General features: G+C 63.8%; 23 protein-coding genes and 3 tRNA genes. 18 read left to right on the plus strand and 8 right to left on the minus strand.

Annotated elements, in window-relative coordinates; genetic code table 11:
* Positions 1 to 74 precede the first annotated feature (74 nt).
* Positions 75 to 353 (minus strand): 30S ribosomal protein S20, encoded by a 279-nt coding sequence (rpsT, locus tag QSV36_RS18950; RefSeq protein WP_003247625.1) that lies wholly within the window; start codon positions 351 to 353, stop codon positions 75 to 77.
* A 250-nt stretch (positions 354 to 603) separates the two neighbouring features.
* Between rpsT and murJ the strand changes: the two genes are divergently transcribed.
* The 6 genes from murJ to ispH all read left to right on the plus strand — a co-directional run bounded on the left by murJ (position 604) and on the right by ispH (position 7939).
* Positions 604 to 2142, plus strand: a complete 1539-nt coding sequence (gene murJ, locus QSV36_RS18955; protein ID WP_225780278.1) for a murein biosynthesis integral membrane protein MurJ — start codon at positions 604 to 606, stop codon at positions 2140 to 2142.
* 118 nt (positions 2143 to 2260) lie between these two features.
* The gene (ribF, locus tag QSV36_RS18960; RefSeq protein WP_289133722.1) at positions 2261 to 3211 is read left to right on the plus strand and encodes a bifunctional riboflavin kinase/FAD synthetase; all 951 of its coding nucleotides are present in this window, start codon (positions 2261 to 2263) and stop codon (positions 3209 to 3211) included.
* Positions 3208 to 6039 (plus strand): isoleucine--tRNA ligase, encoded by a 2832-nt coding sequence (gene ileS / locus QSV36_RS18965; RefSeq protein ID WP_289133723.1) that lies wholly within the window; start codon positions 3208 to 3210, stop codon positions 6037 to 6039. The genes ribF and ileS overlap by 4 nt, the downstream gene beginning before the upstream one ends.
* On the plus strand, positions 6032 to 6547 hold the full coding sequence (gene lspA, locus QSV36_RS18970; RefSeq protein ID WP_289133724.1) for a signal peptidase II: 516 nt from the start codon (positions 6032 to 6034) through the stop codon (positions 6545 to 6547). Before ileS ends, lspA begins: the two co-directional genes overlap by 8 nt.
* Positions 6540 to 6977, plus strand: a complete 438-nt coding sequence (fkpB, locus tag QSV36_RS18975) for an FKBP-type peptidyl-prolyl cis-trans isomerase (RefSeq protein ID WP_186674028.1) — start codon at positions 6540 to 6542, stop codon at positions 6975 to 6977. The genes lspA and fkpB overlap by 8 nt, the downstream gene beginning before the upstream one ends.
* A gap of 14 nt (positions 6978 to 6991) precedes the next feature.
* Entirely contained in the window at positions 6992 to 7939 is a 948-nt protein-coding gene (gene ispH, locus QSV36_RS18980; protein ID WP_186674026.1) for a 4-hydroxy-3-methylbut-2-enyl diphosphate reductase, read from the plus strand.
* Between the two features lie 56 nt (positions 7940 to 7995).
* Here the strand turns inward: ispH and QSV36_RS18985 are convergent, their stop codons facing one another.
* Complete coding sequence (locus tag QSV36_RS18985; protein WP_289133725.1) at positions 7996 to 8496, minus strand: GspH/FimT family pseudopilin; 501 nt, start codon at positions 8494 to 8496, stop codon at positions 7996 to 7998.
* Between the two features lie 109 nt (positions 8497 to 8605).
* Here QSV36_RS18985 and QSV36_RS18990 point away from each other — a divergent pair, with 109 nt between their 5' ends.
* From QSV36_RS18990 to thiO, 5 genes are read left to right on the plus strand one after another with little or no spacing between them, the layout of a single operon-like run.
* Complete coding sequence (locus QSV36_RS18990) at positions 8606 to 8788, plus strand: prepilin-type N-terminal cleavage/methylation domain-containing protein (RefSeq protein WP_289133726.1); 183 nt, start codon at positions 8606 to 8608, stop codon at positions 8786 to 8788.
* Positions 8785 to 9435 (plus strand): PilW family protein, encoded by a 651-nt coding sequence (locus QSV36_RS18995; protein ID WP_289133727.1) that lies wholly within the window; start codon positions 8785 to 8787, stop codon positions 9433 to 9435. The genes QSV36_RS18990 and QSV36_RS18995 overlap by 4 nt, the downstream gene beginning before the upstream one ends.
* Positions 9432 to 9896: a hypothetical protein gene (locus QSV36_RS19000; RefSeq protein ID WP_289133728.1), complete on the plus strand. Its 465-nt coding sequence runs from the start codon at positions 9432 to 9434 to the stop codon at positions 9894 to 9896. The genes QSV36_RS18995 and QSV36_RS19000 overlap by 4 nt, the downstream gene beginning before the upstream one ends.
* Before the next feature lies 1 nt (position 9897).
* Positions 9898 to 10287 (plus strand): type IV pilin protein, encoded by a 390-nt coding sequence (locus QSV36_RS19005; RefSeq protein WP_289133729.1) that lies wholly within the window; start codon positions 9898 to 9900, stop codon positions 10285 to 10287.
* Between the two features lie 54 nt (positions 10288 to 10341).
* Positions 10342 to 11439, plus strand: a complete 1098-nt coding sequence (thiO, locus tag QSV36_RS19010; RefSeq protein ID WP_289133730.1) for a glycine oxidase ThiO — start codon at positions 10342 to 10344, stop codon at positions 11437 to 11439.
* 31 nt (positions 11440 to 11470) lie between these two features.
* Here the strand turns inward: thiO and QSV36_RS19015 are convergent, their stop codons facing one another.
* Both QSV36_RS19015 and QSV36_RS19020 read right to left on the minus strand, forming a co-directional pair.
* Positions 11471 to 11701, minus strand: coding sequence for a PP0621 family protein (locus QSV36_RS19015; protein WP_289133731.1), 231 nt, complete (start codon positions 11699 to 11701; stop codon positions 11471 to 11473).
* A 94-nt stretch (positions 11702 to 11795) separates the two neighbouring features.
* Positions 11796 to 12815, minus strand: a complete 1020-nt coding sequence (locus QSV36_RS19020; RefSeq protein WP_225780296.1) for an outer membrane protein assembly factor BamD — start codon at positions 12813 to 12815, stop codon at positions 11796 to 11798.
* 147 nt (positions 12816 to 12962) lie between these two features.
* Here QSV36_RS19020 and rluD point away from each other — a divergent pair, with 147 nt between their 5' ends.
* From rluD to QSV36_RS19050, 6 genes are all read left to right on the plus strand, one after another.
* Entirely contained in the window at positions 12963 to 13925 is a 963-nt protein-coding gene (gene rluD / locus QSV36_RS19025; RefSeq protein WP_085626778.1) for a 23S rRNA pseudouridine(1911/1915/1917) synthase RluD, read from the plus strand.
* Complete coding sequence (gene pgeF / locus QSV36_RS19030) at positions 13922 to 14662, plus strand: peptidoglycan editing factor PgeF (protein WP_289133732.1); 741 nt, start codon at positions 13922 to 13924, stop codon at positions 14660 to 14662. Before rluD ends, pgeF begins: the two co-directional genes overlap by 4 nt.
* A gap of 248 nt (positions 14663 to 14910) precedes the next feature.
* Entirely contained in the window at positions 14911 to 17475 is a 2565-nt protein-coding gene (clpB, locus tag QSV36_RS19035; protein WP_289133733.1) for an ATP-dependent chaperone ClpB, read from the plus strand.
* A 325-nt stretch (positions 17476 to 17800) separates the two neighbouring features.
* Positions 17801 to 17876 (plus strand) — tRNA-Asn (locus tag QSV36_RS19040).
* A gap of 4 nt (positions 17877 to 17880) precedes the next feature.
* Positions 17881 to 17957, plus strand: a tRNA-Pro gene (locus QSV36_RS19045).
* Positions 17958 to 17963: 6 nt separating this feature from the next.
* A tRNA-Lys gene (locus tag QSV36_RS19050) sits at positions 17964 to 18039 on the plus strand.
* Positions 18040 to 18298: 259 nt separating this feature from the next.
* Here QSV36_RS19050 and QSV36_RS19055 read toward each other — a convergent pair.
* From QSV36_RS19055 to QSV36_RS19070, 4 genes are all read right to left on the minus strand, one after another.
* Complete coding sequence (locus QSV36_RS19055) at positions 18299 to 19594, minus strand: NAD(P)/FAD-dependent oxidoreductase (RefSeq protein ID WP_225780299.1); 1296 nt, start codon at positions 19592 to 19594, stop codon at positions 18299 to 18301.
* Positions 19595 to 19678: 84 nt separating this feature from the next.
* Complete coding sequence (locus QSV36_RS19060) at positions 19679 to 19852, minus strand: DUF3094 family protein (RefSeq protein ID WP_013970765.1); 174 nt, start codon at positions 19850 to 19852, stop codon at positions 19679 to 19681.
* Positions 19853 to 19985: 133 nt separating this feature from the next.
* The gene (locus QSV36_RS19065; RefSeq protein ID WP_013970766.1) at positions 19986 to 20615 is read right to left on the minus strand and encodes a DUF1780 domain-containing protein; all 630 of its coding nucleotides are present in this window, start codon (positions 20613 to 20615) and stop codon (positions 19986 to 19988) included.
* 54 nt (positions 20616 to 20669) lie between these two features.
* Complete coding sequence (locus QSV36_RS19070) at positions 20670 to 21101, minus strand: hypothetical protein (protein WP_289133734.1); 432 nt, start codon at positions 21099 to 21101, stop codon at positions 20670 to 20672.
* A 110-nt stretch (positions 21102 to 21211) separates the two neighbouring features.
* On the opposite strand from QSV36_RS19070, the gene QSV36_RS19075 reads away from it, so the two are divergent.
* Positions 21212 to 21895 (plus strand): energy-coupling factor ABC transporter permease, encoded by a 684-nt coding sequence (locus tag QSV36_RS19075; protein WP_289133735.1) that lies wholly within the window; start codon positions 21212 to 21214, stop codon positions 21893 to 21895.
* Positions 21896 to 21914: the final 19 nt, after the last annotated feature.

Below are 21914 nucleotides of genomic sequence, written 5' to 3' on the forward strand. Positions count from 1 at the left end.
GGGGCAGTACTGAAGCACAAATCGCAGGCAATAAAAAACCGACCCTAGGGTCGGTTTTTCGACTAGCGCGTCGCTTAGGCAGCTGCAGCTTCTTTCAGCGCCTTGATGTGGCCATTCAGACGGCCTTTGTGACGAGCAGCCTTGTTCTTGTGGATGATGCCCTTGTCGGCCATACGGTCGATTACAGGCACAGCCAGAACGTAAGCGGCTTGCGCTTTTTCGGCGTCTTTTGCGTCGATGGCTTTGACTACATTCTTGATGTAGGTGCGGACCATGGAACGCAGGCTGGCGTTGTGGCTGCGACGCTTCTCAGCCTGTTTTGCACGTTTCTTGGCGGAAGGTGTGTTGGCCACCGTCGAGCTCCTCGAAAGACTTTAGGTAAATAGCAAACAAAATAGGCCGCGAATCATGCCGATCAGTCGAGCGGATGTCAAGGCCACCTGCAAGGTTCCGCCGAGCGGTGCGCCAACAGGAGGGAAAGATTCCTTTCTGCTGCGCGACCTGTAAACTCGGGAATTTTTGGCTCCCCTGCGAAGGCGCGGGAGTATCGCACATTCGGACGCTGTCTGGCAGCGTCCTCTGTCCCTGGCGTGAATCTTTTCGATGAACCTGCTCAAATCCCTGGCTGCGGTAAGCTCGATCACCATGATTTCGCGGGTGCTGGGCTTTGTCCGCGACACCATCCTGGCGCGTATCTTCGGCGCCGGCATCGCCACCGATGCCTTCTTCATCGCCTTCAAGCTGCCCAACCTGCTGCGGCGCATCTTTGCCGAAGGTGCGTTTTCCCAGGCGTTCGTGCCGATCCTGGCTGAATACAAGACCCAGCAAGGCGAGGAGGCCACCCGTACCTTCATCGCCTATGTCAGCGGCCTGCTGACCCTGGTCCTGGCACTGGTCACCGCCATCGGCATCCTGGCCGCACCGTGGGTGGTCTGGGCGACCGCCCCCGGCTTTGTCGACAGTGCCGAAAAGTACCAGCTGACCACCGCCCTGCTGCGGGTGACTTTTCCTTATATATTGTTGATCTCGCTGTCTTCGCTGGTCGGGGCCATCCTCAATACCTGGAACCGTTTCTCGGTGCCGGCCTTCACCCCGACCCTGTTGAACGTGGCAATGATCGTCTTCGCCGTGCTGCTCACGCCGTACTTCGACCCGCCGATCATGGCCCTGGCCTGGGGCGTGCTGGCCGGCGGCCTGGCGCAACTGCTGTACCAGCTGCCAGCGCTGAAACGGATCGGCATGCTCGTGCTGCCGCGCCTGAACCTGCGCGACGCCGGCGTCTGGCGGGTGCTCAAGCAGATGCTGCCGGCGATTCTCGGGGTGTCGGTGAGCCAGATCTCGCTGATCATCAACACCATCTTTGCCTCGTTCCTGGTAGCCGGCTCGGTGTCCTGGATGTACTACGCTGACCGCCTCATGGAGCTGCCTTCAGGCGTGCTGGGCGTGGCCCTGGGCACCATCCTCCTGCCGACCCTGGCCAAGACCTACGCCAACAAGGACCGGGAAGAGTACTCGCGGATCCTCGACTGGGGCCTGCGCCTGTGCTTCCTGCTGGTACTGCCCTGCACCCTGGCCCTGGCCATCCTCGCCGAGCCGCTGACCGTGGCGCTGTTCCAGTACGGCAAGTTCACCGCCACCGACGCGGCCATGACCCAGCGGGCATTGATCGCCTATTCCGTGGGCTTGCTGGCGATCATTCTGGTCAAGGTGCTGGCCCCGGGCTTCTATGCGCAGCAGAATATCCGCACGCCGGTGAAGATCGCGGTGTTCACCCTGGTCTGCACGCAGCTGTTCAACCTGGCCCTGATCGGCCCGCTGGCGCATGCCGGCCTGGCCCTGGCGATCAGCCTGGGGGCCTGCCTGAATGCCGGCCTGCTGTTCTGGAAACTGCGTAGCCAGCAGCTGTTCCAGCCACAGCCTGGGTGGGCGATGTTCCTGCTCAAGCTGCTGCTGGCGGTGGGGCTGATGTCGGCGGTGTTGCTGGCCGGCATGCACTACCTGCCGGCCTGGGAGCAGGGCAACATGCTGGCGCGCCTGGTTCGCCTGGGGGCGCTGGTACTGGCAGGTGTGGTGAGCTACTTCGGCTGCCTGTACCTGTGTGGTTTCCGGCCTCGGCATTTTGCCCGCAAGGCCTTGCACTGAGGCATCGGGCGGGTCAGGCGTCGGTTTTTCGCATTCCACGCCGCCCTTGGGCGCTGCTGCCTGTCACCGGCGCCCGGGTGTGGTTATAATCGGCCACTTTATGAGCAAGAAGCGCGTTATGCAGCTGGTTCGAGGTCTTCACAACCTGCGCCCCGAGCACCGGGGCTGTGTCGCCACCATTGGCAACTTCGACGGGGTTCACCGCGGCCACCAGGCGATCCTGGGGCGTCTGCGCGAGTGCGGCCAGGCCTTGGGCCTGCCCACCTGCGTGGTGATCTTCGAACCCCAACCACGCGAATACTTCGCCCCCGATACCGCGCCGGCGCGCCTGGCCCGCCTGCGTGACAAGATCGAGCTGCTGGCGGCCGAAGGCATCGACCAGGTCCTGTGCCTGGCATTCAACCAGCGCCTGAGCCAGCTCGGCGCCGATGCCTTCGTCAAGACCATCCTCGTCGACGGCCTGGGTGTACGCCACCTCGAAGTGGGCGATGACTTCCGCTTTGGCTGCGACCGCGCCGGCGACTTTGCCTTCCTGGTCGATGCCGGCAAGCAGTACGGCTTCACCGTCGAGGCCGCCAATACGGTGGTCCGGGACGGCCTGCGGGTCAGCAGCACCGAAATACGCAAGGCGCTGTCCGAGGGCAACTTCGAACTTGCCGAGCACCTGCTGGGCCGCCCCTATAGTATCAGCGGCCGCGTGCTGCACGGCCAGAAGCTGGCCCGCCAGCTCGGTACACCCACTGCCAACATCCAGCTCAAGCGTCGCCGCGTGCCGCTGTCCGGGGTCTACCTGGCCAGCATCGAGATCGACGGCAAGGCCTGGCCGGGTGTCGGCAATATCGGCGTGCGTCCGACCGTTGCCGGTGACGGGCGCCCGCACCTGGAAATTCATCTGCTGGACTATGCCGGCGACCTGTATGGCCGGCGCCTGACGGTGGAGTTCCACCACAAGCTGCGTGAAGAGCAGCGTTTCGCCTCCCTGGAGGCGCTCAAGTCGGCGATCGATGCGGATATCGCCGCCGCACGTGCACATTGGCACGCTCAACCGCTAACGAAGAGCCTGAAATGACCGACTACAAAGCCACGCTAAACCTTCCGGACACCGCCTTCCCCATGAAGGCCGGCCTGCCTCAGCGCGAACCGCAGATCCTGCAGCGCTGGGACAGCATTGGCCTGTACCAGAAGCTGCGCGAAATTGGCAAGGATCGTCCCAAGTTCGTCCTGCACGACGGCCCGCCCTATGCCAACGGCAAGATTCACATCGGTCATGCGCTGAACAAGATCCTCAAGGACATGATCGTCCGTTCCAAGACCCTGGCCGGCTTCGATGCGCCGTACGTGCCGGGCTGGGACTGCCATGGCCTGCCGATCGAGCACAAGGTCGAGGTCACCCACGGCAAGCACCTGTCCGCCGACCGCACCCGCGAGCTGTGCCGCGAGTATGCCGCCGAGCAGATCGAAGGGCAGAAGACCGAGTTCATTCGCCTGGGCGTGCTGGGTGACTGGGACAACCCGTACAAGACCATGAACTTTGCCAACGAGGCCGGTGAAATCCGCGCCCTGGCCGAGATGGTCAAGCAAGGCTTCGTGTTCAAGGGCCTGAAGCCAGTGAACTGGTGCTTCGATTGCGGCTCGGCGCTGGCCGAAGCCGAAGTCGAGTACGCCGACAAGAAATCGCAGACCATCGACGTGGCCTTCCCGGTTGCCGACGAGGCCAAGCTGGCCGCCGCGTTCGGCCTTGATGCGCTGGCCAAGCCGGCCGCCATCGTGATCTGGACCACCACCCCGTGGACCATCCCGGCCAACCAGGCGCTGAACATCCACCCCGAGTTCAAGTACGCCCTGGTCGATACCGGCGCACGCCTGCTGGTGCTGGCCGAAGAACTGGTCGAAGCATGCCTGAAGCGCTACAACCTGGAAGGCTCGGTCATCGCCACCGCCCAGGGTTCGGCACTGGAGCTGATCAACTTCCGTCACCCGTTCTATGACCGCCTGTCGCCGGTGTACCTGGCCGACTACGTCGAACTGGGCGCCGGTACCGGCGTGGTGCACTCCTCGCCAGCCTATGGTGAAGACGACTTCGTCACCTGCAAGCGCTACGGCATGGTCAACGACGACATCCTCACCCCGGTGCAGAGCAACGGCGTGTATGTGGATTCGCTGCCATTCTTCGGCGGCCAGTTCATCTGGAAGGCCAACCCGGCCATCGTCGACAAGCTGAGCGAAGTCGGTGCGCTGATGCACACCGAAACCATCAGCCACAGCTACATGCATTGCTGGCGCCACAAGACCCCGCTGATCTACCGCGCCACCGCGCAGTGGTTCGTGGGCATGGACAAGCAGCCGTCCACTGGCGAGCCGCTGCGTGAGCGCGCGCTGAAAGCCATTGAGGACACCAAGTTCGTACCCACCTGGGGCCAGGCGCGCCTGCACGCGATGATCGCCAACCGCCCGGACTGGTGCATCTCGCGTCAGCGCAACTGGGGCGTGCCGATCCCGTTCTTCCTGCACAAGCAGACCGGCGAACTGCATCCGCGTACCGTCGAGCTGATGGAAGAAGTGGCCAAGCGCGTCGAGCAGCAAGGTATCGAGGCCTGGTTCAAGCTGGACGCTGCCGAACTGCTGGGCGCCGAGGCCGAGCAGTACGACAAGATCGCCGACACCCTCGACGTCTGGTTCGACTCGGGTACCACCCACTGGCATGTGCTGCGTGGTTCGCACGACATCGGCCACGCCACCGGTCCGCGTGCCGACCTGTACCTGGAAGGTTCCGACCAACACCGCGGCTGGTTCCACTCTTCGCTGCTGACCGGCTGCGCCATCGACGGCCATGCGCCGTACCGCGAGCTGCTGACCCACGGCTTCACCGTGGACGAGAACGGCCGCAAGATGTCCAAGTCGCTGGGTAACACCATCGAGCCGGAAAAGGTCAACAACACCCTGGGTGCCGACATCCTGCGCCTGTGGGTCGCCGCCACCGACTACTCCGGCGAGATGGCCGTTTCCGAGCAGATCCTGCAGCGTAGCGCCGACGCCTACCGTCGTATCCGCAATACCGCACGCTTCCTGCTGTCCAACCTGTCCGGCTTCGACCCGGCGCGTGACCTGCTGGCCCCGCAAGACATGCTGGCACTGGACCGCTGGGCGGTGGACCGCACCCTGCTGCTGCAGCGCGAGCTGGAAGAGCACTACAGCGAGTACCGTTTCTGGAACGTCTACTCCAAGGTGCACAATTTCTGCGTGCAGGAACTGGGCGGCTTCTACCTCGACATCATCAAGGACCGCCAGTACACCACCGGCGCCAACAGTGTCGCCCGCCGTTCCTGCCAGACCGCGCTGTACCACATCAGCGAAGCGCTGGTGCGCTGGATCGCCCCGATCCTGGCGTTCACCGCTGACGAAATCTGGCAATACCTGCCAGGCGAGCGCAACGAGTCGGTGATGCTCAATGGCTGGTACCAGGGCCTGAACGAGCTGCCGGAAGGCACCGAGCTGGACCGCGCCTACTGGGACCGCGTGATGGCGGTGAAGGCCTCGGTCAACAAGGAGCTCGAGAACCAGCGTACCGCCAAGGTCATCGGCGGCAACCTGCAGGCCGAAGTCACCCTGTATGCCGATGAAGGCCTGAGCGCCGACTTGGGCAAGCTGGGCGACGAGCTGCGCTTCGTGCTGATCACCTCGGCCGCCAGCGTGGTGCCGTTCGCCCAGGCGCCGGCCGAAGCCGTGGCCACCGAAGTCGAAGGCCTCAAGCTGAAGGTGGTCAAGTCCGGCCACGCCAAGTGCGGCCGTTGCTGGCACTTCCGCGCCGACGTCGGCAGCCATCCGGAGCATCCGGAAATCTGCGGCCGTTGCGTCGACAACCTGAGCGGCTCGGGTGAGGTGCGCCACTATGCCTAACCCTGCAGTGGGGCGCTTCGGGCGCCTTGCATGGCTTTGGCTGAGCCTGCTGGTCCTGGTCCTCGACCAGGCCACCAAGCTGTATTTCAACAACGCCCTGACCATGTACCAGCAGATCGTCGTGATTCCCGACTACTTCAGCTGGACCCTGGCCTACAACACCGGCGCGGCCTTCAGCTTCCTGGCGGAAAGCTCCGGCTGGCAGCGCTGGCTGTTCGCCCTGATCGCCGTGGTGGTCAGCGCCGTGCTGGTGGTGTGGCTCAAGCGCCTGGGGCGCAACGAGACCTGGCTGGCCGTGGCGCTGGCGCTGGTGCTGGGTGGTGCGATCGGCAACCTGTACGACCGCGTCGTGCTCGGCCATGTGGTCGACTTCATCCTGGTGCACTGGCAGAACCGCCATTACTTCCCGGCCTTCAACCTGGCCGACAGCGCCATCACCGTTGGTGCGGTGATGCTGGCGCTGGATATGTTCAAGAGCAAGAAGTCCGAGGATCCGGTCCATGACTGACACCCGTATCGGCCAGAACACCGAAGTCACCCTGCACTTCGCGCTGCACCTGGAAAACGGCGATACCGTCGACAGCACCTTCGACAAGGCCCCGGCCACTTTCAAGGTGGGCGATGGCAACCTGCTGCCGGGCTTCGAGAATGCCCTGTTCGGCTTCAAGGCCGGTGACAAGCGCAACGTGGTGGTGGCCCCGGAGAACGCCTTCGGCCAGCCCAACCCGCAGAACGTGCAGGTCATGCCGCGGTCTCAGTTCGAGGGCATGGAGCTGTCCGAAGGGTTGCTGATCATCTTCAACGATGCCGCCAACACCGAGCTGCCGGGTGTGGTCAAAGCGTTCGATGACGACCAGGTGACCATCGACTTCAATCACCCACTGGCTGGCAAGACCCTGACCTTCGAGGTGGAGATCCTCGAGGTCAAGGCCCTGTAAGCCTGGAGCCGAACATGCAAATCAAACTCGCCAACCCTCGCGGCTTCTGCGCGGGGGTCGACCGGGCGATCGAGATCGTCAACCGCGCGCTGGAAGTCTTCGGCCCGCCGATCTATGTGCGTCACGAAGTGGTGCACAACAAGTTCGTGGTGGAAGACCTGCGCAACCGTGGTGCCATCTTCGTCGAGGAGCTGGACCAGGTGCCGGACGACGTCATCGTCATCTTCAGTGCCCACGGAGTTTCCCAGGCCGTGCGCCAGGAAGCCGCAGGCCGTGGCCTGAAAGTGTTCGACGCTACCTGCCCGCTGGTGACCAAGGTGCACATCGAGGTGGCCAAGTACAGCCGCGATGGCCGTGAGTGCATCCTTATCGGCCATGAAGGGCACCCGGAAGTCGAAGGCACCATGGGCCAGTACGACGCCAGCAACGGCGGCGCCATCTATCTCGTCGAGGACGAGGAGGATGTTGCCAACCTGCAGGTGAAAGACCCGGACCACCTGGCCTTCGTCACCCAGACCACGCTGTCGATGGACGACACCAGCCGTGTCATCGACGCCCTGCGCGCACGCTTCCCGAATATCGGCGGCCCGCGCAAGGACGACATCTGCTACGCCACCCAGAACCGCCAGGATGCGGTGAAACAACTGGCGGACGAGTGCGACGTGGTACTGGTGGTCGGCAGCCCGAACAGCTCCAACTCCAACCGCCTGCGCGAGCTGGCCGAGCGCATGGGCACGCCGGCCTACCTGATCGACGGCGCCGAAGACCTGCAACGTGGCTGGTTCGAGCAGAAGGCGCGAATCGGCATTACTGCCGGCGCTTCGGCCCCCGAGGTGCTGGTGCGTGGCGTGATCGAGCAGCTCAAGGCTTGGGGCGCTACCGGCGCTGAAGAGCTGGATGGGCGTGAAGAGAACATCACCTTCTCCATGCCCAAAGAGCTGCGGGTTCGTTCGCTGATTTGATCTGGCCCTGTCCCGGCCTATCGCTGGCTTGCCAGCGATAGGTGGCTACGGCCGGTTCAGGGCTGGGCAGCCGCCGGGCACTTGGTGCTTGGGGCGGCTTCTGTATCCAGCCTGACTCTGCCGGTCGATGCCAGCACCACGTTATAGCGGCTATCGCCTGGCGAGCGTTCACAAACACGCAAGGTGGCAGCCAGAAACTGGTTGCTCGGCCCCAGCGGAACCCCCTGCGCACTGAATTTCACCTGCCCGCCACCATTGCCAGCAATCTCCAGCGGCCGTGAAAGACGCTGTTCACGCAACACTTGCTGGTTATGTTCCAGCAGTACCCGCCAACCGTTCCCCCACTTACCGTCCAGCGGCTGCACCAGCACCGGCTGGCCTTGCAACATGGCATGGCTGCGCGCACTGCGCAGGGCCTGCGCCAGGTCGCGGGCGGCAGCAGCCCTGTGCAAGTCATCGCTCAACCGTGCATAGGCCGGCATGCCGAGCTGGGCCAGCAATACCGCCACGGCCAAGGCCGACAACATTTGAATCAGTGTTACGCCTCGTTGCTTCACCGTGCATTCCTCCATGGAAGTGCTTGGCTATAGCTTCTCGGTCGTTGGACAGGAGCACCAGTCGCCCGAGTTCAAGGCAATTGCAGGAAAAGTCGCAGGAGGTGCAGGGATGCAGGTAGTTCAACGAGGCATGACACTGCTGGAAGTGCTCTTGGCGGTGGTGGTAGTGGCGGTCGGCCTGTTTGCAGCGGCAGGCCTGCAACTGCAGGCATTGCAGGCCGTGGAAAGCGCGCGCCGCGACGGCCAGGCCGCCATGGCGGCGCATAGCGAACATGAACGGGGGCGACGGTGAAGCGCCGCCAGGACGGGTTCGGCCTGTTGGAGGTGACGTTGGCGCTGGCCCTCGGCTTGCTGCTGATGGCCGCGGTCGGCCAGCTGTTCGTCTCTGCCCACCAGAACTGGCGCCTGCAAAGTACTGCGGTGCGCATGCACAGTGAGGCCCGTCTGGCGCTGCTGCGCATGGCCCAGGACATCCGCATGGCAGGGATGTTCGGTTGCCTGCGCTTGCAGCCCGGCGATTTCAGGAGTCTGGCAGCACGGCAGGCTTTTGCTCGCCCCCTGGAAATTGAGGGGGCCACACTTCGCCTGGTGGTGGCAGAGTTGCCCGGCCACTCTGGGGCGCCGGAATGGTTCGTGCAGACCGATTGCGTCGAGGAGGTGATAGTGGAAAAAGAACGCAACGAGGGCAAGTTCTACCCGCTGGCCTATCCCATCAGCACATACGTCTACCAGCTGCAGGGCAACACCCTCAAATTCAAGCGGGCAGCAGGCCGCCTGCAGCCGCTCGTGGAGCATGTGCAGGACATGCGTATCGAACGCGTACAAACGTCGGGCGGGGAGCGGGTCGATATCGCCCTGACGTTGCATGAACCCTTCCTGGGCATCCGCCAGCAGCACGCGTTGAGCGTGGCAATTCGCAACCCGGTAGCGTCGCCATGAGCCGCCAGCGTGGCGTGGTTCTGCTGTTGGCCCTGGTGCTCAGCCTGTTGCTCGGCCTGCTTGCGGCATCGGCCCTGCGTGAAGCGTTGGTGGAAACACGGCTGACCGGCGAGCTGCGCGATGGCTTGCTGGCGCTGGAGCAGGCTGAGGCAACCTTGCTGGCAGGGGAGGGCGAGCTTCGGCGGGCGCCCCCAGCGCTTTGTTCAGCGTGCCTGCCGCCAAGCCGACCGCACGAGCTGGTCGGGCTCTGGCAGCGTGCCGGGGACGGGTTTTTCCAGGTACAGAACCTGGGCACCAGTGATCGTGCCGCGCATATGCCGGAAGGGCAGCAGGCCACCCTGTTCAGGGTCACTGCGGTCAGCCTGCACGCCGAGCCGCGATATGTGCTGGAAGCGGTCTATGCCGTGGTTGACGACACAACCCGCCGTGTCACCTGGCGGCAAAGATTGCGAGGAGACTGACATGCAGCAAGGCCTGAGCCTGATTGAATTGTTGATTGTGCTGGCGGTCACCGGCATTCTGGCAGCCATTGCCTACCCCAGTTACCACGACCAGCTCCGGCGCGCTGCCCGCAGCGAGGCGGTCGGCCTGCTGCACGATGCCGCCCTGCGCCTGGAGCGCCACCGCGCGCTCACCGGGCAGTACGCCGAGGGCGAGCCGGCCTTGCCCGTTGGTAACCGCTACTACGTTCTGCAGGCCCAGCGCGACAAGGACATATTCACCTTGCGCGCCCGGCGGCTGCCGGGCGGACTGATGGCGCAGGACCGCTGTGGTGACTTCCAGCTCGACCAGGCTGGCGTAAGGAGCAATCCGGGCGCCGTTGGCGACAGCGCACACTGCTGGGGAAGCTGAAGGTTGGATGATGCCAGGTGCATCGCGGAATTACTTCAGGTGTTGGATCGACAGATGAGCAAGCAAGTAGTGGTGGTTGGCGGCGGGGTGATCGGCCTGCTGACGGCATTCAACCTGGCCGCCAAAGTCGGGCAGGTGGTGGTGTGTGACCAGGGCGAGGTCGGCCGCGAGTCGTCCTGGGCCGGCGGTGGCATCGTTTCGCCGCTGTACCCGTGGCGCTACAGCCCGGCAGTAACGGCCCTGGCGCACTGGTCGCAGGACTTCTATCCACAGCTGGGCGAGCGTCTGTGCGCCAGCACTGGCGTCGACCCGGAAGTACACACCACCGGGCTGTACTGGCTCGACCTGGACGACGAGGCCGAAGCGCTGGCCTGGGCCGCGCGCGAACGGCGGCCGCTGAGTGCGGTGGACATTTCCGCGGCCTATGACGCGGTGCGGGTACTGGGCCCAGGCTTCCGCCGCGCCATCTACATGGCCGGCGTGGCCAACGTGCGCAATCCGCGCCTGGTGAAATCACTCAAGGCGGCCTTGCTGGCGCTGCCCAACGTGACCTTGCGTGAGCATTGCAAGATAACCGGCTTTGTCGAGCGCGACGGCCGGGTGACCGGTGTGCACACGGGCGACGGCGTGCTGGCGGCGGATGAGGTGGTGCTCAGCGCCGGAGCCTGGAGTGGCGAGCTGCTGCGTACGCTTGGCCTGGCGCTGCCGGTTGAACCGGTGAAAGGGCAGATGATCCTGTTCAAGTGCGCCGAAGATTTCCTGCCCAGCATGGTGCTGGCGAAAGGGCGGTATGCGATCCCGCGGCGCGACGGTCACATTCTGGTGGGCAGTACGCTGGAGCATGCCGGGTTTGACAAGACGCCCACGGTGGATGCGCTGGAGAGCCTGAAGGCGTCGGCGGTGGAGTTGCTGCCCGGGCTCGAAGGGGCCGAGGTGGTAGCGCATTGGGCCGGGCTGCGGCCGGGCTCGCCGGAAGGCATTCCCTACATCGGGCCGGTGCCGGGTCACCAAGGGTTGTGGCTGAACTGTGGGCATTACCGCAACGGGCTGGTGCTGGCGCCGGCTTCGTGCCAGCTGTTTACCGACCTGTTGACCGGGGCGGAGCCGATCATTGACCCGGCGCCGTATGCACCGGCTGGGCGGTTGGGCTGACATTATCGGGCTGCAAAGCAGCCCCCGGGGCCTAGCGGGATTGCCCCGGCCCCTGCTGCAGGTGCGCCTGGCTGCAATACCACTCGTTGCCTTGCTGCAGCGCTCGGTCGTTGGGCAGGTGCACGCCACAATGGGCACAGCGCACCATCTTCAGCGGCGCATCCAGCTTGGCCTCGGGGCGCGACTGCTGGCTGACTTTGAATTTGCGCCACAGCCAGAACGCGGCGGCGATCAGGGCGATCCAGAAAAGTAGGCGAACCATGGTGTCCAGCTTGTCGGTTGAAGAAGCCGACAGTCTAGGACGCGGCCAATAAAAAAGGGAGGCCCATGGCCTCCCTTTCACCTGCAGCAGCAGATCAGTCGAACAGACCAAAGGTCATATAGCTGAACCAGGAGCGGTCCTGCTCGGCTTCCTTCGGTCCTTCCGGCACGATCGGGTCACCGTTCTCGTCCTTCGGCAGAAGCTCTTGCGGCATCTCGTCACGCGCGTCCTGGAACTGCTTGACCACGTCCTGGTTGGCGCGGGTTTCGCCCGGCGGCAGCGGGGTGTCGGTTTCGATCAGGCCCAGGGTGGCCTTGGACAGCCAGCCACGGCCATCAGACTCGGTCTGCTTGGGCTGGAACTGGCCATCGACCAGGCTCGGGTGGTCCGGGTAGTTGAGCTTGAGGGTTTCCAGGCTGGTGGCCGCCAGTTCGTCCAGGTGCATCTTCTGGTACGACTCGACCATTACCGCCAGGCCATCACCGACCGACGGGGTTTCCTGGAAGTTCTCCACCACGTAGCGGCCACGGTTGGCTGCAGCTACATAGGCCTGGCGGCTCAGGTAGTAGTCGGCCACATGGATCTCGTACGCGGCCAGCAGGTTGCGCAGGTAGATCATGCGCTGCTTGGCATCAGGCGCGTAGCGGCTGTTGGGGAAACGGCTGGTCAGCTGGGCGAACTCGTTGTACGAGTCGCGCGCGGCGCCCGGGTCACGCTTGGTCATGTCCAGCGGCAGGAAGCGCGCCAGCAGGCCACGGTCCTGGTCGAACGAGGTCAGGCCCTTGAGGTAGTAGGCGTAGTCGACGTTCGGGTGCTGCGGGTGCAGGCGGATGAAGCGCTCGGCGGCCGACTTGGCAGCTTCGGGCTCCGAGTTCTTGTAGTTGGCGTAGATCAGCTCGAGCTGCGCCTGGTCGGCATAACGGCCGAACGGGTAGCGCGACTCCAGGGCCTTGAGCTTGTTCACGGCGCTGGTGTAGCTGGAGTTGTCCAGGTCAGCCTGCGCCTGCTGGTACAGCTCGGCCTCGCTGAGGTTCTCGTCAATGACTTCCTTATTGGAGGAACAGGCCGCGGTGAGCCCGAGGATGGCGATCAGCAGCAGGTGTTTCACTTGCATGGCGGCTTGCGTCCCTTTGACGGCCGCTGTCTTGGGCGGTGCCGTCCTGTTATGATGAGCGCCCCGGCCAACCCCGGGACAAAAGAAGCCGTATTTAACCACAAGCTCGCAGCCGAAACCAAAGGCTGTGCGCCCGCCGAATCGAGCATGTCCGAGATCATTCAACTTAGCGCAGAGGTGCCGTCCGAACTGGGCGGTCAACGCCTCGACCAGGTCGCCGCCCAATTGTTCGCCGAGTACTCGCGTTCGCGGCTAACTTCGTGGATCAAAGAAGGCCGCCTGACGGTCGATGGCGCGGTAGTGCGCCCTCGAGACCTCGTCCATGGTGGCTCGCAGCTTGTCCTGGAGGCCGAGCAGGAGGCCCAGGGTGAGTGGGTCGCGGAAGATATCGAACTGGATATCGTCTACGAGGACGACCACATCATGGTGATCAACAAGCCTGCCGGGCTGGTTGTGCACCCGGCCGCCGGTCATGCCAGTGGCACCCTGCTCAATGCCTTGCTGCACCACGTGCCGGACATCGTCAACGTACCGCGCGCCGGTATCGTTCACCGCCTGGACAAGGACACCACCGGCCTGATGGTGGTGGCCAAGACCTTGCAGGCGCAGACCAGGCTGGTCGAGCAGATGCAGGCACGCAAGGTCAGCCGCATCTACGAGTGCATCGTGATTGGCGTGGTCACAGCTGGCGGCAAGATCGATGCCCCGATCGGCCGCCATGGTGGCATGCGCCAGCGCATGGCGGTCACCGACGGTGGCAAGCCGGCGGTCAGCCACTACCGTGTGCTCAAGCGCTTCCGCTCGCACACCCACGTGCGGGTCAAGCTGGAAACCGGTCGTACCCACCAGATTCGCGTGCACATGGCGCATGTGGGTTTCCCGCTGGTCGGCGACCAGACCTACGGTGGCCGCTTCCGGATTCCTCCGGCGGCCAGCCCGACCATGGTCGAGGCGGTGAAAACCTTCCCGCGTCAGGCACTGCATGCGCGCTTCCTCGCGTTGGCCCACCCGATCACCGGTGAAGTCATGAAGTGGGAATCGCCACTGCCGGATGACTTCGTCTGGTTGCTGTCGCTGCTGAACCAGGACCGCGAGAGCTTTATCGGATGAGTGGCCTGACGCAGACGCTGCTATACCCCGACTGGCCGGCCCCGGCCTCGGTGCGCGCCTGCGTCACCACGCGCCAGGGCGGCGTCAGCCTGCCGCCCTATGAAACCTTCAACCTTGGCGACCACGTTGGCGATGACCCGGCTGCGGTGGCCGAGAACCGTCGCCGCCTGAGCGACGCATTCGCCATCCAGCCGGCCTGGCTCAAGCAGGTGCACGGCCTGGTGGTGGCCGATGCCGACCCGGGCGTGGTCGCCGAGGCCGACGCCAGCTGGACCGACCGGCCAGGCATTGCCTGCGCGGTGATGACGGCCGATTGCCTGCCGGCGCTGTTCTGCGACCGTGCCGGTACCCGCGTGGCGGCGGCGCATGCCGGCTGGCGCGGGCTGGCCGGGGGCGTGCTGGAAGCCACGCTCGAGCGCCTGGCATTGGCGCCTGAAGAGGTGCTGGTGTGGTTGGGGCCGGCGATCGGGCCGCAGGCTTTCGAAGTCGGCCTGGAAGTGCGCGATGCCTTTACGGCGGTGCACCCCGAAGCGGCGCGGGCCTTTGTCGCTGGCGAGCGGCCGGGCAAGCTGATGGCCGACATCTATGAGCTGGCGCGCATTCGCCTGGCGGCGCGTGGGGTGACTGCCGTTTATGGCGGTGGCTGGTGCACGGTCAGCGACGAGCGGTTCTTCTCCTATCGCCGTACTCCGCAGGGTGGGCGGTTTGCTTCCCTGGTGTGGCTGGAGCCGCGCTAGCCTGCACGGGCCTCTTCGCGGGCGCCCGCTTCCACAGGTAATTCACAACCATTGAAACCTGTGGTGTACCTGTGGGAGCGGGCACGCCCGCGAAACCCATGGCGGCAATCCAACAGGTTGACTCTGGTCAACCCCGCTACGCTTGAATCTTCCACAATCAGCCTTATCTATAAGGTCATCTCAGGCAGGTTTCTTCATCAACAGGCGCTGTCCATCGCTCCGACCTGCCCTTTAAAGGAAGGTATCCCATGCGAATAGACCGTTTGACCAGCAAGCTGCAGCTTGCCATATCCGATGCCCAGTCCCTGGCCGTTGGCATGGACCACCCAGCCATCGAGCCCGTGCACCTGTTGCAGGCACTGCTCGAGCAGCAGGGCGGTTCGATCAAGCCGCTGCTGATGCAGGTAGGCTTCGACATCAACAGCCTGCGCCAGGCGCTGGTGAAAGAACTCGACCATCTGCCGAAAATCCAGAACCCGACCGGCGACGTGAACATGTCGCAGGACCTGGCGCGCCTGCTCAACCAGGCCGACCGCCTGGCCCAGCAAAAGGGTGACCAGTTCATTTCCAGCGAGCTGGTGTTGCTGGCCGCCATGGACGAGAACAGCAAGCTCGGCAAGTTGCTGCTCGGCCAGGGCGTCAGCAAGAAGGCCCTGGAAAACGCCATCAACAACCTGCGCGGCGGTGCGGCAGTCAACGACGCCAACGCCGAGGAATCGCGCCAGGCGCTGGACAAGTACACCGTCGACCTGACCAAGCGTGCCGAGGAAGGCAAGCTGGACCCGGTGATCGGCCGTGACGACGAAATCCGCCGTACCGTGCAGGTATTGCAACGCCGGACCAAGAACAACCCGGTGCTGATCGGCGAACCTGGGGTCGGCAAGACCGCCATCGCCGAAGGCCTGGCGCAGCGCATCATCAACGGTGAAGTGCCTGACGGCCTCAAGGGCAAGCGCCTGCTGGCGCTGGACATGGGCGCGCTGATCGCTGGCGCCAAGTACCGCGGCGAGTTCGAAGAGCGCCTCAAAGGCCTGCTCAATGAACTGTCCAAGCAGGAAGGCCAGATCATCCTGTTCATCGACGAACTGCACACCATGGTCGGTGCCGGCAAGGGCGAGGGCGCCATGGACGCCGGCAACATGCTCAAGCCGGCCCTGGCCCGCGGCGAGCTGCACTGTGTGGGCGCCACCACGCTCAACGAATACCGCCAGTTCATCGAGAAGGACGCCGCCCTGGAGCGGCGCTTCCAGAAGGTCTTGGTCGAGGAACCGAGCGAGGAAGACACCATCGCCATCCTGCGTGGCCTGAAGGAGCGCTATGAAGTGCACCACAAGGTGGCCATTACCGACGGTGCCATCATTGCTGCGGCCAAGCTCAGCCACCGCTACATCACTGACCGTCAGCTGCCGGACAAGGCCATCGACCTGATCGACGAAGCGGCCAGCCGCATCCGCATGGAGATCGACTCCAAGCCGGAAGTGCTCGATCGCCTCGACCGTCGCCTGATCCAGCTCAAGGTGGAATCGCAGGCGTTGAAGAAGGAAGAAGACGAAGCCGCGAAAAAACGCCTGGAGAAGCTCACCGAGGAAATTACCCGGCTGGAGCGTGAATACGCCGACCTGGAAGAGATCTGGGCGTCGGAAAAGGCCGAAGTGCAGGGCTCGGCGCAGATCCAGCAAAAGATCGAGCAGGCCCGCCAGGAACTGGAAGCCGCCCGCCGCAAAGGCGACCTCAGCCGCATGGCCGAGCTGCAGTACGGGGTGATCCCCGACCTGGAGCGCAGCTTGCAGATGGTCGACCAGCACGGCAAGGCCGACAACCAGTTGCTGCGCAACAAGGTGACCGAGGAAGAAATTGCCGAAGTGGTGTCCAAGTGGACCGGCATCCCGGTAGCCAAGATGCTCGAAGGCGAGCGCGAGAAACTGCTGAAGATGGAAGCGCTGCTGCACCAGCGCGTGATCGGCCAGGGCGAGGCGGTGACCGCCGTGTCTAACGCCGTGCGCCGCTCGCGTGCCGGGCTGTCCGACCCGAACCGGCCCAGTGGCTCGTTCCTGTTCCTCGGCCCGACCGGGGTGGGCAAGACCGAGCTGTGCAAGGCGCTGGCCGAGTTCCTGTTCGACACCGAAGAGGCCATGGTGCGTATCGACATGTCCGAATTCATGGAGAAGCACTCCGTGGCTCGCCTGATCGGTGCCCCGCCAGGCTATGTCGGCTATGAAGAGGGCGGTTACCTGACCGAGGCGGTACGCCGCAAGCCTTACTCGGTGGTGCTGCTGGACGAGGTGGAAAAGGCCCACCCGGATGTGTTCAACGTGCTGCTGCAGGTGCTGGAAGACGGCCGCCTGACCGACAGCCACGGGCGCACCGTGGACTTCCGCAACACGGTGATCGTAATGACCTCCAACCTGGGCTCGGCGCAGATCCAGGAGCTGGTGGGTGACCGCGAGGCACAGCGGGCGGCGGTGATGGATGCGGTGGGTTCGCACTTCCGCCCGGAATTCATCAACCGTATCGACGAAGTGGTGGTGTTCGAGCCGTTGGGCCGCGAGCAGATTGCCGGTATTACCGAAATCCAGCTTGGCCGCCTGCGCAGCCGTCTGCAGGAGCGCGAACTGTCGCTGAGCCTGAGCCCGGAAGCCTTGGACAAGCTGATTGCCGTGGGTTACGACCCGGTGTATGGCGCACGGCCACTGAAGCGGGCCATCCAGCGCTGGATCGAGAACCCGCTGGCGCAGCTGATATTGGCAGGCAAGTTCATGCCCGGTACGGCGATTACCGCCAAGGTGGAAGGCGAGGAAATCGTCTTCGCCTGACCCGCAAGCCCCGCTACGGCGGGGCTTTTTCCATACCGCCCCAGGTGAGGTGATAAGTTTCTGAAAATTTTGAAATTTTTGCTTGCATCTAAAATCGAGTGCCCCTAATATACGCCGCGTTGTCAGGCACTAAGCGAATCACCAGCAACACAGGAGATCGCAAAACAACTTACAAATCAGTAAGTTGAACGAAAAAAAGTGGTTGACAAGCAAAACGAAGAATGTAGAATAGCCGGCCTCAGCAGCGACAACGCGAAAGCGGATAGCCAAAGAGACCGAAGCTAACACAAGCTTCGAGGTAGTAAAGGTTGTGCCGAAGTTCAGTTCCGCGATAGCTCAGTCGGTAGAGCAAATGACTGTTAATCATTGGGTCCCTGGTTCGAGTCCAGGTCGCGGAGCCAATCTCGGGGTGTAGCGCAGTCCGGTAGCGCGCCTGCTTTGGGAGCAGGATGTCAGGAGTTCGAATCCCCTCACCCCGACCATTTTCCGGGTCGTTAGCTCAGTTGGTAGAGCAGTTGGCTTTTAACCAATTGGTCGTAGGTTCGAATCCTACACGACCCACCATGTAAAAAGGGCATCTCGAATGAGATGCCCTTTTTCTTTTGCCTCGAATTCATCCCCAAAGAATGTGCCCTCAACACGGCCTGGCCAGGCCGACCGCCAGGCATTTTCCTCTGGGCGCAACTGTCTTGCTCAAATGTTCAAAGCTGGCGCTATTCCTGTAGGAGCGGGCTTGCCCCGCGAACACGGGCAAAGCCCGTGCCCAGCACCGCGACGCCTGCTTCGCGGCAAGCCTGCTCTTGCAGGTGGAGCCAGATGCCTGTCAGTGCAACTTCAGGCGCGGCTCGGTACCGCGGCCAATCTTGCTGCCCAGCATCATCAGCGCAGTGCGGAAGAAACCGTACAGCGCCATCTGGTGCATCCGGTACAACGACACATAGAACATACGCGCCAGCCAGCCTTCCAGCTTCACACTGCCCATCAGGTTACCCATCAGGTTGCCCACCGCCGAGAAGCGCGACAGCGACACCAGCGAACCGTAGTCCTTGTACGCATAGGTCGGCAGCGCCTTGTTCTCCAGCCGTGCCTTCAGGCTCTGCGCCAGCATCGAGGCCTGTTGGTGTGCGGCCTGCGCCCGTGGCGGCACGTTGCGGTCGCTGCCGGGTTGCGGGCAGGCGGCGCAATCGCCGAAGGCAAAGATGTTGTCGTCGCGCGTGGTCTGCAGGGTCGGGCGCACCACCAGCTGGTTGATGCGGTTGGTTTCCAGGCCATCGATGTCCTTGAGGAAGCCCGGCGCACGGATACCCGCCGCCCACACCTTCAGGCTGGCCTGGATCACTTCGCCATCCTTGGTCTTCAGGCCATCCTCGGTCACTTCACTGACGGCGGCGTTGGTCATCACCTTGACCCCAAGTTTTTCCAGGGTCTTGTGCACCGGCACGCTGATGCGCTCGGGCAGTGCCGGCAGCACGCGCGGGCCGGCTTCGATCAGGGTGATGTGCATGTCCTTGGGCTGGATACGGTCCAGGCCATACGCCGCCAGTTCGTGCGCTGCGTGGTGCAGCTCGGCGGCCAGTTCCACACCGGTGGCACCTGCGCCGACGATGGCCACGCTGATTTTTTCGCTGGCCACGTCACCGGCATGGGCACGCAGGTAATGGTTGAGCAGTTGCTGGTGGAAACGCTCGGCCTGCTTGCGGGTGTCGAGGAACAGGCAGTGCTGCGCCGCGCCCAGGGTGCCGAAGTCGTTGGTATTGGAGCCCACGGCAATCACCAGGGTGTCGTAGCCCAGGGTACGCGCAGGCAGCAGCTCGCGGCCCTCTTCGTCGAGGGTGGCGGCCAGCTGAATCTGTTTGCCTTCGCGGTCCAGGCCGCTCATGCGCCCCAGCTGGAAGTTGAAGTGGTTCCACTTGGCCTGGGCCACGTAGTTCAGTTCGTCTTCCGAGGAGTTCAGCGAGCCGGCGGCCACTTCGTGCAGCAGCGGTTTCCAGATATGCGTGAGGTTGGCGTCGACCAGGGTGATCTCGGCCTGCTTGCGCTTGCCCAGGCTTTTACCCAGGCGGGTCGCCAGTTCCAGGCCGCCGGCGCCGCCGCCGACAATCACGATGCGATGAGTCATGGGGATATCTCATAAGGTTTACGGAATTCGTGGCCCAGGGGGCCGGCCGCAAACTGCGCGAGGGGCGGGCGAGCGCGAAGCAGCTCATAGCACCAGGCCACTCAGCAGGCGGCTGATGAGACCCAACCCGATGGTCACGGCCACCACCAGCACAAGGAGCAGCCACGGCCGGAAGGGCCTGCGCTCGACTTGGTGCTGAGGGGCTCGCAGATACTCATCGACACGACGCTGATCTTCCGGATTCAGACGGCTGGTCATGGTGGGGCCTCGTCAGGTAGACGTTTGTGACTGCGCAAACGCTACAGCGTTCACGCAGGCGCTTGAAACAAATGATAATGCTTTGTATCTCTGGCGCCGAGTGTACGCCATCGCAAACACTCGCTGCACTGGATCAAAGACTGATGCCCACGTCGAACACGATGCTGCGCCCCAGGTTGCCGCGCAGGAAGTCCGGCGCATCCGGGTGGGCGAACAGCACCCGGGCGAAGGTCGGCCCGACCAGCGACAGCGAGCGCCAGCCCTGGCGCAGGTATTCGGTGGGGGGCGGGAAGTGGGTGTTGAGGTCGAGTACTTCGCGCTTGAGGCTGGCGAAGGCGATGATATCCAGCTCGTTCAGCTCCAGCCCGCGTTCACGGTAGTTGTGCGCCTTCTTGCGCAAGGTCGGCGCCAGCCGCCCCAGCAGTTCGGTGGCACTGATGCGCCGCGGGCGCGCTTCGCGGCGCACCAGTTGCGCCAGGGAAAACGCACTGCGCCGGCGCTGCAGCTCTTCGCGCCATTCATCGTTCAGCCGGCGGCCTTCGTCGAGCACGAAAAACACTTCGAAGGCGGCATCGCGGAACAGCACGTCTGGCGGCTCCTGCCCGGCCGGGGTGAAGTCCTCGCTGCGGTAGGGGATGTTCAGCCCCTGCAACAGGCGTTGGCACACCCAACGCTCCCGCTCCCACTTGCGGGCGTTGGAGAGAAAGGCATTGGCTTGTTCGGCCTGGATGGTAAGCAGGCGCAGGTAATCTGAGTCATCCATGGGGCAAGCTTAGACCCTAATCGATGACGGTAAGATGCTGTTTGTGCGGAAAAATCAGCGCAGCACCGGCCACTGCTGCACCAGCCCCAGCAAATGCACCAGGCCAAAGCCCAGGCAGACCAGCGAACTGACCACGATAAACCGCCGCGAGCGCCCGGTGCCAGCCAGCAGCATCGGCCCCAGCAAGCCGCGCGCCAGGAACACCAGGGTGATCAGGCAGATGGCCGGCAACAGCAAGGGCAGCCGCGCGATTGCCCCGGCAGCCGAAAGCGCATAGGCCGACCAGGCCAGCAACACGCAGGCGATGGCGGCAGTGATCAGGCCTGGGTACCAGCGGCCCCTTTCGGCGGCCACTGCCATGCGTTCGCCGGCGCCGAACAAGCGGTACCAGCGTGGCCCGACGGCGATGATGGCCAGGTGAAGCACGCCGATAATGGCGTCGAGTGCTGCTGCCAGCAGCAGGGCGAGGTTGGTTCCTTCCGGCATGAGCAATGCGTCCTGCATCGAATGAGTCCGCCAGCCTACCGCAGCCGAATGAAACGGAGAATAGGTGTAGACTCGCCATTATCCACAGGGCGGCAAGGGGCATTGTTCAGGTGATCAGCGCGCAGGTGTTGTCCGGTACCACCCTTACCCTCGGCTGGCTCGGTTACGTGCCGTTGCTGGCCTGGGCGGCCAGCCAGGTGCGCTGGGTGGAACTGTTCAGCGACCGGCGCCGCCAGCACCTGCTGTTCGGCACGGTGTTCTGCCTGTTTGCCCTGTGGCTGGTGAGGCGCGATTTCGATACCGGGGTGTCGTACCACTTCATCGGCATGACGGCGGTGACGCTGTTGCTGGACTGGCCGCTGGCAGTGCTGGGCGGTTGCATGGCGCAGATCGGCTTGCTGGTACTGGGGCGCCAGGACCTGGCGGCGCTGGGGATCAATGGCTTGTTGCTGGTTGGCTTGCCGGTGCTGATTGCCGAAGCATGCGCGATAGCGGTCGAGCGTGCCCAGCCGCGAAACCTCTTCGTGTACATCTTCTGTTCAGGGTTCTTCCCCGCAGCACTGACCGTACTGGCCTGCCTGTCGGCCGGGCTGGGCCTGTTGTGGTTGAACGGGCGCTTCGCCATGCCGGAGTGGCTGAGCGACTTTGTCGGCTACCTGTGGCTGATGATGTTCCCCGAGGCGTTCATCAATGGCACGGTGATCAGTGCGTTGGTGGTGTTTTGCCCGGAGTGGCTGGAAACCTTCAACCGCACACGGTATCTGCAGGCGCCATGGAAGGAAGATGAGCGATAGTGCGCAACTACATGCACCT

This window comes from Pseudomonas sp. BCRC 81390 (genome assembly GCF_030341915.1).
Lineage (GTDB): Bacteria > Pseudomonadota > Gammaproteobacteria > Pseudomonadales > Pseudomonadaceae > Aquipseudomonas.